Annotated in this window: 12 protein-coding genes; 3 read left to right on the forward strand and 9 right to left on the reverse strand. The window is 61.6% G+C overall.

Annotated elements, in window-relative coordinates:
- Window positions 1-5 precede the first annotated feature (5 nt).
- Window positions 6-626 carry a MarC family protein gene (locus tag K3752_RS07010; protein WP_093961850.1) on the reverse strand — a complete coding sequence of 207 codons (621 nt, stop codon included), beginning with the start codon at window positions 624-626 and terminating at the stop codon, window positions 6-8.
- A complete protein-coding gene (locus K3752_RS07015) occupies window positions 623-2,476 on the reverse strand; it encodes an ABC-F family ATP-binding cassette domain-containing protein (RefSeq protein WP_260065808.1) in 1,854 nt (617 codons plus the stop codon). Before K3752_RS07015 ends, K3752_RS07010 begins: the two co-directional genes overlap by 4 nt.
- Before the next feature lie 106 nt (window positions 2,477-2,582).
- On the opposite strand from K3752_RS07015, the gene K3752_RS07020 reads away from it, so the two are divergent.
- Window positions 2,583-3,785: a multidrug effflux MFS transporter gene (locus K3752_RS07020; RefSeq protein WP_260065809.1), complete on the forward strand. Its 1,203-nt coding sequence runs from the start codon at window positions 2,583-2,585 to the stop codon at window positions 3,783-3,785.
- Between the two features lie 119 nt (window positions 3,786-3,904).
- Complete coding sequence (gene ndk / locus K3752_RS07025) at window positions 3,905-4,327, forward strand: nucleoside-diphosphate kinase (protein ID WP_027237357.1); 423 nt, start codon at window positions 3,905-3,907, stop codon at window positions 4,325-4,327.
- A 60-nt stretch (window positions 4,328-4,387) separates the two neighbouring features.
- Here ndk and K3752_RS07030 read toward each other — a convergent pair whose 3' ends face one another.
- On the reverse strand, window positions 4,388-4,735 hold the full coding sequence (locus K3752_RS07030) for a TfoX/Sxy family protein (RefSeq protein ID WP_260065810.1): 348 nt from the start codon (window positions 4,733-4,735) through the stop codon (window positions 4,388-4,390).
- 142 nt (window positions 4,736-4,877) lie between these two features.
- On the opposite strand from K3752_RS07030, the gene K3752_RS07035 reads away from it, so the two are divergent.
- A complete protein-coding gene (locus K3752_RS07035) occupies window positions 4,878-6,056 on the forward strand; it encodes a cytochrome P450 (RefSeq protein WP_170371599.1) in 1,179 nt (392 codons plus the stop codon).
- A 25-nt stretch (window positions 6,057-6,081) separates the two neighbouring features.
- On the opposite strand, the gene K3752_RS07040 is transcribed toward K3752_RS07035, so the two are convergent.
- The 6 genes from K3752_RS07040 to K3752_RS07065 all read right to left on the reverse strand — a co-directional run bounded on the left by K3752_RS07040 (window position 6,082) and on the right by K3752_RS07065 (window position 14,940).
- Window positions 6,082-7,452 carry an ATP-binding protein gene (locus tag K3752_RS07040; protein WP_170363629.1) on the reverse strand — a complete coding sequence of 457 codons (1,371 nt, stop codon included), beginning with the start codon at window positions 7,450-7,452 and terminating at the stop codon, window positions 6,082-6,084.
- Complete coding sequence (locus K3752_RS07045) at window positions 7,445-8,125, reverse strand: response regulator transcription factor (protein WP_093961855.1); 681 nt, start codon at window positions 8,123-8,125, stop codon at window positions 7,445-7,447. Before K3752_RS07045 ends, K3752_RS07040 begins: the two co-directional genes overlap by 8 nt.
- Before the next feature lie 165 nt (window positions 8,126-8,290).
- Window positions 8,291-9,727, reverse strand: a complete 1,437-nt coding sequence (locus K3752_RS07050; RefSeq protein WP_260065812.1) for a DegQ family serine endoprotease — start codon at window positions 9,725-9,727, stop codon at window positions 8,291-8,293.
- Window positions 9,728-10,471: 744 nt separating this feature from the next.
- Window positions 10,472-11,077: an NTP transferase domain-containing protein gene (locus tag K3752_RS07055; RefSeq protein WP_170419613.1), complete on the reverse strand. Its 606-nt coding sequence runs from the start codon at window positions 11,075-11,077 to the stop codon at window positions 10,472-10,474.
- Window positions 11,078-11,109: 32 nt separating this feature from the next.
- Window positions 11,110-13,527 (reverse strand): FAD-dependent oxidoreductase, encoded by a 2,418-nt coding sequence (locus K3752_RS07060; RefSeq protein ID WP_260065814.1) that lies wholly within the window; start codon window positions 13,525-13,527, stop codon window positions 11,110-11,112.
- A 105-nt stretch (window positions 13,528-13,632) separates the two neighbouring features.
- Complete coding sequence (locus tag K3752_RS07065; RefSeq protein WP_093961857.1) at window positions 13,633-14,940, reverse strand: HlyC/CorC family transporter; 1,308 nt, start codon at window positions 14,938-14,940, stop codon at window positions 13,633-13,635.
- Window positions 14,941-14,978 lie beyond the last annotated feature (38 nt).

A 14,978-nucleotide genomic window follows, 5' to 3' on the forward strand; every position in this document is an offset into this window, starting at 1 on the left:
GGGTTTCAGGACGCGAACCCAAAGGCCTTGAGCCCGTCAAGAATGAACTGAACCGACAGCGCGGCCAGCAACATGCCCAGAAGGCGGGTCAGCACGGTCAGGCCGGTCTTGCCCAGAATGCGCGCGATCAGGCCGCTGGACAAGAAGAACAGCAATACAACCGCCATCACGGCAAGCATCACGCCGACAGCGGCAGCGATGCCCTGAATGCCGGGGTGCTCACCGGCCAGAAGGATGATCGTTGCGATCGATCCGGGCCCGGCCACCAGCGGAATGGCCAGCGGAAAGACCGAGGGGTCAGGGTGCTCTTCTTCTTCCGCTCGGTCCTCGCGCCGCTTGTTGCGCCGCTCGAACAGCATGTCGAGCGCGGTCAGAAACAGCAATGCGCCGCCAGCGACCTTGAAAGCCTCCATCGAGATGCCGACAAAGCCGAGAACCGCCTCTCCGAAAGCGGCGAAGGCGATAAGGATGCCCGAAGCGGTCAGGCACGTGCGGTAGGCGACGCGGCGACGGGTGGCCGGGTCCATTCCTTGTGTCAGCGCGACGAAGATCGGTGCGGTGCCAAAGGGATCGATCACAACGAACAGGGTTGTGAACGCGGTTATGAAGAATGCCATTTCGATCATGCGGCGGCCTCTGCGCTTTCCAGCCGCTCGGCGGCGGCGACCCACAGCGCCTCGGCGCGGGACATGGCCTCGACCACCTCGGCAAATTTTCGGTTCCAGGTTTCCAGATCAGCGATCCGGTCATCTTCGTACAAGGCCGGGTCGGACAATTTGGCCGATAGCTTTTCGTGCATGTCCGTCAATTTCTCCAGCCGTTCCTCGCATTTCCGCAGGTCGGCCCGTAGCGCGAGAATGGTATCGCGAGAGGCGCGTTTGGGTTTGGCGGCCGGTTTTTCCCGGGCCGGTGGTTTGTCGCGCGCCAGCAGCATCTGGCGATAGGCTTCCAGGTCGCCGTCAAAGGTTTTGACCGTGCCGTCCGAGACCAACCACAGCCGATCGGCCACCAGCCCCAGCAGGTGCATGTCGTGGCTGACCAGAACCACAGCACCGGAATAGGCAGTCAGCGCCTCGACCAGGGCCTCGCGGCTTTCGATGTCCAGATGATTGGTCGGCTCGTCGAGGATCAGCATGTGCGGCGCGTCGATCGTCGCGATCAGCAGCGACAGGCGCGCTTTCTGGCCGCCCGACAGCCGGCCCACCTCGGTTTCGGCCTGATCCGCGCCCAGCCCGAACCCGGCCAGACGCGCGCGCAGTTGGGCCGGGGTCTCGGTCGGGCGCAGGCGCCGCAGGTGATCCAGCGGTGTTTCGTCCACATACAGCTCGTCCACTTGATGCTGGGCGAAATACCCGATGCGCAGCTTGCTGCTGCGAGTCATCTTGCCAGCCATCAGGGGCAACCGGTCCGACAGCAGCTTGGACAGTGTCGATTTTCCCTGACCGTTCTTCCCCAACAGCGCGATCCGGTCGTCCTGATCAATGCGCAGGTTCAGCCGGCGCAGCACCTCGGTGTCGCCATAGCCGGTGACGCCGCCCTCAATCTGAATGATCGGCGGCGACAGTTCCTCGGGCTCGGGGAACGAGAAGGCGCGCAAGGCGGCCTCCTGCGGGGTCGAGATCAACTGGATCCGTTCGATCATCTTCAGCCGCGATTGTGCCTGAACGGCCTTGGACGCCTTGTAGCGGAACCGGTCAACGAAGCTTTGCAGATGGGCGATGCGGGCCTTGGCCTTGGCGTTTTCGGCCTCGGCCTGAGCCAGACGTTCGGCGCGGCGTTCGGCGAACTTGTCGTAGGGCACCGCGTAATAGGTCAGCTGGCGGTCTTCCAGATGCAGGATCGAGCCGACCGCCCGGTTCAGCAGGCCCCGGTCGTGGCTGATGACGATGACCGTATGCGGATATTTCGCCAGATAGCTTTCCAGCCACAGCGCGCCTTCAAGGTCCAGATAGTTGGTCGGTTCGTCCAGAAGCAGCAGGTCGGGCTGCGAGAAAAGAACCGCCGCCAGAGCGACCCGCATCCGCCAGCCGCCCGAGAAATCGGAACAGGGCCGCTGCTGATCTGCATCGTCAAAGCCCAACCCCTTGAGGATCGTGGCCGCGCGGGCCTCGGCCGACCAGGCATCGATATCGGCCAGCCGGGTCTGAATCTCGGCAATCCGGTCGGGGTCGGCGGCCTCCTGCGCTTCGGCCATCAGGGCGCTGCGCTCGGTGTCGGCGGCCAGGACCGTGTCGATCAGCGACACGTTTGACGAGGGCACCTCTTGTGACACACCGCCGATCCGCGCGCGGCGGGGCAGGGTGATGCTGCCCGATTCCAACGCCAACTCGCCCCGGATCAGGCGGAACAGAGTGGTCTTGCCGGTACCGTTGCGGCCGACCAGACCCACCTTGTGGCCTTCGGGAATGGTGGCGCTGGCGCCCTCGAACAGAGGGCGGCCTTCGACCGAATAGGTGATGTTCTCGATCCGTAGCATGGGCCGCTCTTAGCAGAGCGATACTGGCACCGCCAGACGCAAGCCATGTGCAAACCACATGCGCTGTGCTAGCGCTTTTGCAGATGAACGAAATTCGGATGTTGAGATGCGGGCCGCACAAACTCCACCCTCTTTGGTGACCCTTGTCCTTGCGACTGGTCTGTCCGTGCTGTCGTTGAACATGTTCCTTCCGTCCCTTGCGAACATGGCGGTCGATTTTCGGGCGGATTATGCGCTGGTGAACCTGTCGATCGCAGCCTATCTGGCCGTGTCCGCCGTACTGCAACTGATCCTTGGGCCAATGTCCGACCGGTTCGGGCGCAGGCCGGTTCTTTTGACCTGCATGGCGGTCTTTGTGGCGGCGTCACTTGGCTGTGTTCTGGCGGAGTCGATCTGGACCTTTCTGGGGTTCCGTCTGATGCAGGCCGCCGTGGTCGGGGGCTCGGTGCTGTCTGCCGCGTCGATCCGCGACCAGTTTCCGCCCAACGAGGCCGCAAGCAAGCTGGGATATGTCGCCATGGCAATGGCTTTGGCGCCGATGCTGGGCCCGATGCTGGGCGGCACTTTGGACATGCTGTTCGGGTGGCGGGCCGGGTTCGTCTTCTACACGGTTGCAGGAGCGGCGCTGCTGACGCTGCTCTGGGCGGATATGGGCGAGACCAACCACAACCGGTCCGCCACTTTCGCCGCACAGATGCGCGAATACCCGCACCTGTTCCGTGCCCGGCGGTTCTGGGGCTACGCGTTGTGCGCGGCATTCTCGATCGGGGGGTTCTACAGTTTCATCACCGGAGCGCCCCTGGTGGCCGCCGCCTGGTTCGATCTGAGTCCCGCGACACTGGGCCTGGGGATCGGCATCATCACCGGCGGTTTCATGGTCGGCAATTTCGTAACGGGTCGGATCGCCGCGCGTACTCGGCTGACGACGATGATTCTGGCCGGGCGCATCATCGCCTCGGTCGGGCCGTTCTGCGGGCTGTTGCTGTTTTTAGGGGGGATGGGGTCGGTCTGGGTGTTTTTCGGATCAGCCATATTTGTTGGTTTTGGAAACGGTTTGACGAACGCCAACGCGTCTGCGGGCGTCATGTCGGTTCGACCGCAACTGGCCGGCAGCGCGGCGGGCCTGTCGGGCGCTCTGATCGTCGCGCTCGGTGCGGTCATCACTTCGATCACCGGAGCTGCGGTCAGCCCCGAAAACGGCCCGTATCTGGTGCTGTCGACGATGGCAGGCAGCAGCTTTCTGGGCCTTTTGGCCGTTCTGTATGTGCGTTGGGTGGATGCACGGGACCCGCTTCCCGACGCAATCTGACGCCCAAAGGCGCGATCGCGCCATCATTCCACTTTTCACGGGCGAAATACCGTGTTAGGCGGCGCGCGATGAATTTCGCGCGGCCCAGCCCGCGCCGTCAGACCAAGGAGAGGCCCGATATGGCACTGGAACGCACTTTTTCGATCATCAAGCCCGATGCAACCCGCCGCAACCTGACCGGCAAGATCAATGCCAAGTTCGAGGAAGCCGGCCTGCGCATCGTGGCGCAGAAGCGCATCCACATGACCAAGGAACAGGCCGGCAAATTCTACGAAGTTCATGCCGAGCGTCCGTTCTATGACGAACTGTGCGAGTTCATGTCGTCGGCACCGGTTGTCGTTCAGGTTCTGGAAGGCGAAAACGCCATCGCCAAGAACCGTGAAGTCATGGGCGCAACCAACCCCGCCGATGCAGCACCGGGCACCATCCGCGCCGAGTTCGCCGAGTCGGTCGGTGAGAACTCGGTTCACGGCTCGGACGCGCCGGAAACCGCAGCGGTTGAGATCGCATATTTCTTCTCGGGCATCGAACTGGTCGGCTAAGCCGCACCACGATACCTGTCGAGATTGCCGCGTCCGATTTCGGGCGCGGTTTTTTGTTGGTCAGACGGATTTCAGATCGTCAGGGCCGACACGTACACCGATGGCATCCAGATCCGCGATGATCCGGGACGCCGGAGCCTGGTTCGTTGACGATTTCAAAGCATCGAACCTTGCGCGCAGGGCTTTCTTTTCTTCGCCCTTGCAATCGTTCCAGGGGCGGCCTTGCAAGCCCATGACCAACACGTAATAGCCGATGAAATGGGGCCGGGTTCCGGCCTGTATCAGCCGGGCATAAGCTGCATCGGCACCAAGCTCGCGCAACTCTTCGGCCGAGTGGATGCCCGCACGGGCACAGGCCTCTTCGAAAGCAGGTCCAAGGTTGCGGATGGAAGACACAGGTTCGGGCATGTTTCTTTCTTAGCCTTGCCGGGGCGTGCTGTCACTGCCCGCCGGAACGTTGTGCGACGAATTCCGTTGCGCTAGGCATTGAGCGGTGGGTCGGTGCAGAAGGGGGAAGGAATTGACAAGCGACATTAGCAATCTGGACCTGATGAACCCGCCTGAGGGCTTCATCGACAATCCCTTCCCGTTTTATGATGCGCTGCTGTCTTCGGCGCCGGTTCTGGCGCAGCCCGATGGCTCGGTTCTATTGTCGCGGCACGCTGATCTGGACCGGATCTATCGGGACACGACCTTGTACTCGTCCGACAAAAAGGCCGTGTTCGGACCAAAGTTCGGTCCGGGATCACCATTGTTCGAGCATCACACCACCTCGCTTGTGTTCTCGGATCCACCCTTGCACACGCGGGTTCGCAAAATCATGACTTCGGCCCTGACCCCGCGCGCCATCGCCCGCATGGAGCCCGGTTTGATCCAGACCGTCGATCGTTTGCTGGATCGCCTGGACGACAAGCGGCAAGTGGATCTGATCGAAGACTATGCCGCCACCATCCCGATCCAGATCATCGGAAACCTTCTGGACGTACCGGTGGACGAGCGCGAACCGCTGCGCGACTGGTCCCTGGCCATTCTTGGGGCGCTCGAACCGGCATTGAGCGCCAAGCTACTCGAGGACGGCCATGCGGCCGTTCGGGACTTCAAGGAGTATCTGACCGATCTGGTGGCCCGGCGCAGGGCCGCGCCCGGCGACCCCGAAACCGACGTCCTGACCCGGTTGATCCGCGGTGAAGGGGCCGACGAAAAGTTGAGTGAAATCGAGTTGCTTCAGAATTGCATCTTCATTCTGAATGCCGGTCATGAAACCACGACGAACCTGATCGGAAACGGGTTGGCCCTGCTGCATGACCACCCGGAGCAGCGTCAGCGGCTTATGGATGATCCAAGCCTGATCAATTCGGCGGTCGAAGAGGTTTTGCGGTTCCGTTCACCCAACCAGTTCGGCAACCGGGAAACGACGGCTGACGTCGTGATTGACGGGCGTTCGATTGCCAAGGGCACCAACCTTCATCTGTGTATCGGCGCTGCAAACAGGGATCCGGCCGTGTTCCCAGACCCGGGCCGGTTCGACATTTCGCGCAAACCGAACCGTCACCTCGCCTTTGCCGGCGGGCCGCACGTCTGCGCAGGCCTTACACTTGCGCGCCTTGAAGGGCGGGTTGCCCTGTCGCGGTTCGTGACACGGTTCCCAGATTTCCAACTGTCCGATGAACGTGTCAGAGGTGGACGTATGCGGTTCCGCGGATACGCTTCCTTGCCTGCGTCCCTTTGATCGGCAAAAAACGTGAGGCGCTAACCTAAGGTTTTTGCGCCAGCTTCAGAACTGCCTTCAGCCCGGGATCCGCATTCTGGGCACTGAAGCCCCCGCCATGCATGCGGGTGATGGCCGCCACCAGAGCCAGTCCGAGGCCTGAGTTTCTGTCCGACCGCGCGGGATCGAGTGTGACGAAAGGCAGTTGAAGCTGCGACAGCATCTCGGCCGGCACGCCCGGGCCGCGGTCGCGGACACTCAGCAGGGCAAACGGGCCGTCTTCGCGCAGTTCGATGGAAATTGCAGTTCCTTCAGGGGCATAGCGCATGGCGTTTTCCAGAAGGTTCGACAGGGCCTGCGACAGCAAAGGGCGGTGCCCCATGATCGGAGCTGCCCGACCCGTGACCTCGAGGCGCACATCCTTGTCGGCCGCGACCGGTTCGTACAACTCCACGGCATCGTTGACCAAGCGCTCAAGATCCACAGGTTCAAACTGCTCCCGCCCCAGCCCGGCCTCGGCGCGTGAGATCTCGGTCAGTTGCCCGAGAACCCGCAACACGTGATCGATTTCGGCCGTTGCCCGGGCGATGTCGACTTCGCGATCCAAGTCGCTTTTGCCCGGCTCGGCCAAGGCGACCACCCGCTGCTTCAACCGGGACAGAGGTGACCGCAGATCATGCGCGATCGAATTCGACGTGGTGCGCAAGTTGCTGACCAACTCTTCGATCCGGTCCAGCATGTTGTTCAATGTGCCTGCCATCTGGTCGAACTCGTCGCCGGTGCCACGCTGTGGCATTCGTTGGGACAGGTCGCCGGACACGATGGTTTCTGCGGTGTCGGCGATATCCTTCAGCCGCGAAAACACCAGACGGGTCAAAAGCCAACCGGTCAGAATGCTCAGCGCAAGGGCCGCGCCCAGGGCCAGCGCCACCGAATGAAACAGCACCCGGTCGAACTGTTGACGGGCGAGGGCGTCGCGGCCAACCAACAGCCTTTCGCCGCCGGGCAGCAGGATCGATGCGGCGGAGATCGGGACCAGCTGATCCGTCTCGGTTCTGCGCAGTTCCAGATCCACCCACCCACTGCCAGCGGCGATGCCTTCGGGCCATCGCTTGAGGTTGCCGGCCAAGGTTTTTCCCGAGCGGTCAGCCAACAGATAAAGCGCATCACGCTCGGACGCGGTCGGAAGCCGGCGTTCGATGGCCACCATCAGGCCGACTAGCCCCAGGCGTTCGTACTCGTCCGCCAGCCCGGTCAGTTCGGCGGACACGACAGATCGGGTTTCGCCTTCGATCGTGCGGTTGGCGGTGATATAGACCAGCAACAATACGGCCGCGGTCAGCAATGTGCTGAGCACCATGCTGGCCAGCACCAACCGTGTCCTGGAGTCCTTGAACGACAAGGGCGACTTAACCATCAGAAACCATGTAACCGGCCCCGCGCACGGTTTCGATCAGTGGTGGTTCACCACCTTCATCCAATTGCCGACGCAGTTTGGAGATGTGAACGTCGACGACGTTTGTGTTCGGGTCGAAATGATAGTCCCAGACACCTTCGAGAAGCATCGTCCTCGACACCACCCGGTTTTTCCGCCGAAGGAAGAATTCCAGAATCTGGAACTCTCTGGGCGTCAGGGTGATCTCGCGACCGTTGCGCGTGACCTTTCGGGTCAGCAGATCCATTTCAAGGTCGCGGCATTTGAGGGTCGGGGTTTCCTCGGATTCCTGCGGTCGGCGCAACAGGGCTTCGATCCGGGCATGAAGTTCCTGAAATGAGAAGGGCTTGACCAGATAGTCGTCGGCACCCGCATGCAGCCCTTTCACCCGCTCGTCCACGGCGCTCATGGCAGTCAGCATCAGAACCGGTGTCTTGACCCCGGCGGCGCGCATCGACTTGATCAGGGCCAGCCCGTCCAGCCCGGGCAGCATCCTGTCCAGAACGACCGCGTCAAATCCGCCGTCGGTCGCGTGGTACAAACCTTCGCGGCCGTCCTCGGCGCATTCGACGACATAACCTTCCTCGCCAAATCCCTTGGCGATGAAGTCCCGCGTGTCTTCATCATCCTCAACGATCAACAGACGTCTGCTCATGGTCGGATTTCCTTTCACTCAGGATATAATCACGTATGGACAGGTAAAAAAACTGCCGGGTGCGAAATCCGCACCCGGCAATCCCGACAGCACGTGGACAAATCGTGTCCGCCAGGAGATGCGCGCACCGGATATCCCCATCATGCGGTGCGCGCGGGACGCAGGTCAGGCGATCTCGACGGCGACGAAGATCTGATTGCCGCCGCGGTTGATCAGCATCAGCGCCGGATCGGTCTTCTGATCTTCGAGCGCGGATTTGAGCGCCTCGGGTGTTTCCACATCCTGGTTGCCCAGCTTCACGATCACGTCGCCCTGCCGCAGACCGGCCTTGGCCGCCGGGCTGTCCGGCTTGAGCGAAGTGACGACTACGCCGTGCACGTTCTCGGGAACTCCGATCTGCGCACGAGTCGCTTCGGACAGCGGTGCTACGGTGACACCCAGCGTCTTGCCCGCCACCGCGTCATCGGTCGTTTCCGCGTTTGCCGCCATCTGGGCCGAATGCTGCCCGAGCGTGACGTTCAGGGTTTCTTCCTTGCCATTGCGCAGGACGGTGACCTTGCTGTCGGTTCCGACGGCTGTGGTGCCAACAAGCACCGGCAGTTCACTGCTTGAGTCGACCTGTTCGCCATTGAAGGCGATGATTACGTCGCCCTGTTGCAGCACGCCCTGAGCGGGGCTGTCCGGCAGAACCTCGGACACCAGTGCGCCGACAGTGCCATCGACACCCATCGCTGCGGCCAGCTCGGGGCTGATGTTCTGGATCGAGACACCCAGCCAGCCACGGCTGACCTGGCCATCGTCACGCAGGTCCGCAGCGATGTGCTCGACGATGTTCGAAGTCACGGCAAAGCCCAGTCCGACCGAACCGCCACTGGGCGAATAGATTGCCGAGTTCACCCCGACGACTTCACCGTCCATGTTGAACAGGGGACCGCCCGAGTTGCCTTTGTTGATGGCCGCATCGGTCTGAATGAATTCAGCGTAGGGGCCTTCCGAGATATTGCGTCCCTTGGCGGAAACGATGCCGGTCGTGACGGTCGAACTCAGGCCGAACGGGTTGCCGATGGCGACCACGTCTTCACCCACGCGGATGTCGTCGCTATCCCCCAGCGGGACCGGCTGCAGGGCCTCATCCGCGTCGATCTTGAGCAGCGCGATATCGGTCAGGGGATCGGTCCCCACGACTTCGGCCTCGTACGAGCGATCATCGTTCAGGCGCACGGTGATCTTGCTAGCTTTGTCGACGACGTGGTGGTTGGTGATGATATAGCCATCTTCATCCAGTACGAACCCGGACCCCAAGCCCTGACTGGGGCCACGGCGCGGGGCATCAAAGCCTTCGGGAATCCCGAAACGTTTGAAGAACTCACCAAAAGGCTGGCCTTCGAAATCGAACTCCTGGCCGGTCGCCGGCGACGGGGCCGCGTCTATCGAGGCGATGACGGTTACTACGGACGGTGAAACGGTCTCGACCAGATCCGCCAGGGCTTCGTCGGCCTGCGACGGAATGGCGGTCGCGGCCAGCAACGCCGCGCTCAGCGCGGTGGCGCCAAACAGCCCTGAGGTGCGAGGAAGAATAAGGGGGGATTTGCGGATGCTCATGTTGACTAGGTCTCCTTGGTTCGGCGCTTGTTGATGTGCGCTTTGCAGGGAACATGAGCCGCCAGTCTTTGCGTTTTCTGACTGATCAATTAATAAATCTTAATTTTGCCACATTGCAGGCGTCTGGTAGCGCTCGCAATCCCGGGAATCGGCCGTGGGAGTTGCCGGTCGAATCGGTGGATTGTTGCCGAAATGAGGGTCAAATTCGCAAAAGCATTGAATTGAATCAAATTTGTTAACAGTCCAGCGGCGGTTTTTGACCGAATTTTCACGGACACTCACAGGTTGCGCCACCGCCCTTTCAGAAGGCGGTATTTGTCTAATAGGTCTTTGCAAAAATGTCATTTTGATCGTTTAGCGCTAAAAATTTCTTGTCGTGGGTCAGCAATGGCAAAGCGAACGAACAACCTTGGGTAGATTTCCGTGACGCGCGTTGTTGCGGAAATACCATCACGAATCCGGCAAAATTAACCGATTCAACCAATTTTACGTTGTTTGCACTGAACTTATCGGTGACGATGAACGTGCCCAAGTGAAAGGGGGGCCTGACAGCATCAAGGGGGTGCTTGAAGGCAGATCTCAGTCACCGGAAGCGCTGAGCGGCATGTTAACGAGGGGGTCTTGTTTCGGTTCGGCAGCACATTGGTCCGATGTCTTGACGACATCCGGGCCGCGTTTTCGGGATTGGTGAAAGTGGTAGTCCTGTTTTGGGCAACCGGCCCGGTCGTTCTCGACCGGGCCGCGTTACTTTTGGGATCTTTGCTTTTTGCGCCATTCGGCCCACGCTTGGGGCGTATCCAGATCCAGAATAGCGTTCTGACCCGGCAAAGGCTGTAGGTGCACCTGGTCCAGATGCGCGCGTACGATGGCTTGTGCGCCGCCATCTCCGGTCAAATGCGCCAGATCAGCAAGGAGACTTCGGTCGAAGATCACAGGATGGCCTGGTACGCCGTCCGAAGACGCTCCGCGCCAGATCAGCTTGTCAGGATGTTCGGTGACCGACCGGAGGACCGCGCGCAGATCGTCTGATGTCAGCTCTGGCAGATCGGTCAGCAGGATCATCGCTGCCCGGGCTGATACCGGCAGCTGCGCGACCGCCCTGCGCAAACTGGCATTCATGCCTTCATCCGCATCGGGAACAGAAACGATCTCCAAGTTCATCCCACTCAGGGCGGTGTATCGCGGGTGAGGTGCCGGCGGCAGGGCGACGATGACCGGCCCGACAGCTCGCGCGGTTTCAGCCGAGCGTCGGATCAGTGGTTGACCGTCGACAATTTGCATCAGTTTGTCCACTCCGCCCATACGGCGAGAGCTACCGGCGGCCAGCAAGATGATGGGGATATCCTCCATGCCGGCCACCTTGCCGCCAACCGGAACGGCTGTCACCCCCGCATACGCGCACCGTCAGGGTCAAATAGTGGACTGGTCAGTACGCGCGCCTTGCGCATCTGGCCCAGGATTTCAATTTCGACCGCCAAGCCGTCGGCCGCCAGTCCCTTTGGCAGGAAGCCCATGGCAACTGATTTCTGCGCGAAATGCGAGTACCCACCGGATGTACAAAACCCAACCACTGCGCCGTCATGCCAGATGGGTTCGTAGGCGTTCACATCCGCGTCCTCGGCTTCGACCTCAAAAGCCACAAACTTGCGGGCTGTTCCTTCAGCCCGCTCGGCCTCGGCGACAGCGCGCCCGATGAAATCGACGTTCTTGGAGAACGAGATGAAGCGGTCCAGCCCGGTTTCAGCGGCTGTGTAGTCGGGTGAGAACTCGCGCATCCACGAGCCGAAGAACTTGTCGAGCCGCAGGCTCATCATCGCGCGCATGCCGAAGGGGGTGATGCCGTGCGGTTGACCGGCCTGCCACAGCGTCCACCACAGCTGGCGTTGCGCCATCGGATCGCAGTAGATCTCGAACCCCAGATCGCCGGTATAGCTGACCCGCTGCACGATGCAGTCGGTCATGCCCACGACCATCCGGCGCACGTCCATGAAGCGCATGTCGCTGACATTGGCGCGTGTGCAGGCGGCCAGAACTTCGTGGGCCTTGGGGCCGGCAACCTGGAAGCCGTTGCGTTTGTCGCTGATATTCTCGACGGTTACGCCGTCTTGCTGATGCTGCTGGAACCAGCGCATGTGGAAGCTTTGTGCGCCGTAGGAGGCGGTGAGTTGGAACTCTTCCTCACCCAGGCACGACACGGTGAAGTCGCCGATCAGCTTGCCCTTGGGCGACAGCATCGGGGTCAGCGACAGGCGGCCCGGGGCGGGGATGCGGCCCGCCATGATCCGATCCAGCCAGTCGCGAGCGCGGGGACCGGTGACCAGGTATTTGCCGAAATTGTGCACCTCGTTGATGCCGACGCGCTCACGCACGGCGCGCACTTCGCGGCCCGTTGCCTCGAAGGCGTCTGAGCGGCGGAAGGAAGGCGTTTCATAGCCGGGCTCGCCATCCTGCGCGAAGTAATTGGCGACCTCGAGCCCGTATTGCTGGCCCCAAACCGCGCCCAGATCGCTGAAGATGTCATACATCGGCGTGGTGCGATTGGGGCGGGCAGCGGGTAGTTCCTCGTTCGGGTAGGAGACCGAGAAACGCTTCTGATAGTTCTCGATCACCTTGGGGCGGGTATAGCCGGGGGTGATCCAGTCGCCGAACCGGGCCACGTCCATGGCAAAGACGTCGCGTTCGGGCTCGCCCTCGATCATCCATTGCGCCAGCGTCAGGCCGACGCCGCCCCCCTGGCTGAACCCGGCCATCACGCCGCAGGCCGACCAGTAGTTGCGCACGCCCGGCACCGGCCCGACCAGCGGGTTGCCGTCGGGGGCAAAGGTGAACGGGCCGTGGATCACCGATTTCACCCCGGCCTCGGCCAGAACCGGGAAACGGCGATAGGCGAACTCGATCGAGTCGGTAATCTTGTCGAAATCATCGGGCAGCAGCTCGTGCCCGAACTCCCAGGGCGTTCCATCCACGGCCCAGGGCTTGCAGGGTTGTTCGTAGAAGCCGATACACAGGCCGCGTCCCTCCTGCCTCAGATAACTTTCGCCCGCCGGGTCCATGACATGCGGATGCTCGCCGCCCGCGTCGATGATCGCCTCGATTTCGGGGATGGTATCGGTGACGAGGTATTGATGCTCCATCGGGTGCAGCGGGAAGTAGATGCCCGCCATCGCGCCCACCTCGCGCGCCCATAGGCCGCCCGCGTTAACGATATGCTCGGCGTGGATGGTGCCCTTGTCGGTGACCACGTCCCATGTGCCGTCGGGGCGCTGGTTGGTTTCGCGCACCATGCAGTGGGTTTCGATCGTGGCGCCACCCATCCGTGCGGCCTTGGCATAGGCGTGGGTCGTGCCCGAGGGGTCAAGGTGCCCGTCCAGCGGATCATACAGCGCGCCAATGATGCCGTCGGTGTTGGTGATGGGGGCGATCTTCTTGATCTCATCGGGGCCGACGATTTCGGTTTCCAGTCCCATGAAGCGGTGTTTGGCGCGTTCGGCCAGCAGCATGTCGAACCGGTCCTGGTTGTCGGCCAGGGTGATGCCGCCCACATGGTGCAGCCCGCAGGACATGCCGGTGATCTCTTCCAGCTCTTTGTACAGCCGGATGGTATAGCCCTGCAGCGCGGCCATGTTGGTGTCGCCGTTCAGCGTGTGAAACCCACCCGCCGCGTGCCAGGTCGATCCGCTGGTCAGTTCCGACCGTTCCAGCAGCATCACATCCGACCAGCCCAGCTTGGTCAGGTGATACAGCACCGAACACCCGACAACTCCACCGCCGATCACGGCAACCTGACACGTCGTTTTCATCCGCACCTCCTTGCGTTTGGCCCGAAGGTGCAGGGGTGCCGCGCCGGTATCTGTCACGAAAACGACCGAGTTTGTCGTTTCCGCCGGCCGTTCGCCAGACGTTTGTCAGAGCGGCCGCACCTTCAACCAGGTAATCCGGTTGCCCTCTCGCTCGACGACCTCGAACCGGAAGCCGTGGAACGAGAATACCTGACCAACGGTCGGGATCATCTGCGCTTCGTGGATGACCAGCCCGGCAATGGTGTTGGCCTCGTCATCGGGCAGGGACCAGTCCATCGCGCGGTTCAGGTCGCGGATCGTCATCGAGCCTTCGACCAGATACTGACCGTCTTCGGTTCGCGTAACCGTCACATCTTCGTCCACGTCGAATTCGTCGGCAATCTCGCCTACGATTTCTTCGAGGATGTCCTCGAGCGTGATTAATCCGCGCAGCGAGCCGTATTCATCAACCACCAGCGCAAAATGGCTGTGCATGCGCAGGAATTCCCGCATTTGGTCGTCCAGCGTGGTGGTCTCCGGTACGAAATAGGGGGCGTTGGCCACTTTGAGGATGTCGAACGACTTCAGCCGGTCGGCACTGCCCTCGCCGCCGCCGGCCTGCGCGTACATGGCGCGGAACAGATCCTTGGCGTGCACGACGCCCACGATGTTCTCGGGCTGGCCACGGAACACCGGCAGGCGCGTGTGACGGCTTTCGAGGCATTGTTTCAGGATCGATTCAGGGTCTGCGTCCGCGTCGATCATCTCGATATTCGAGCGATGCAGCATGATTTCCTCGACCGTACGGTCGCCGAGATCAAGCGCACCCAGGATGCGGTCGCGGTCCTCTTTTTCCACGACGCCTTCGGAATGGCCCAGTTGCAGGGCGCCGGCGATCTCTTCACGCACGGCAAGGATGTTGCTGTCGGGATCGATCTGAACCCCGAACAGTCGCAGGACCCCGCGCACCAGCAGGCGCACGGCGGCCACCACCGGCGAAAACACCGTAACGACAACACCGATCACCGGGGCGACGGCCGCGGCGGCCTTTTCGGCATTGGTAATCGCGTAGGTCTTGGGCAGTACCTCAGCAAAGACCAGAACAAGCAGGGTCATGACCAAGGTGGCCAGTGCCACGCCGCTTTCTCCGAAAAGTCGGGTGAACAACGCCGTGGCCAGCGAGGCTGCAAGGATGTTGACGAGGTTGTTGCCCAGCAGAACCGAGCCGATCAGACGTTCGTTGTCATCAGTGATCTCCAGCGCCTTTTGCGCGCCGCGCGATCCTTTGTCGGCTTGCGCCCGCAGTTTACCCCGCGAAGACGCCGTCAGCGCTGTTTCAGACCCCGAGAAGAAGCCGGAGAGAACCAGCAGAAGCAGAATTGAGGCCGTAGTCAGCCAGAAGGCGCCATCGAGAAGAGAAGGGTCAGAGTCCATCGGTCCGTTTCAGGTATTGTTGATGCAATGGTTATGGG

The organism is Ruegeria sp. B32 (assembly GCF_025141855.1).
GTDB lineage: Bacteria > Pseudomonadota > Alphaproteobacteria > Rhodobacterales > Rhodobacteraceae > Ruegeria > Ruegeria arenilitoris.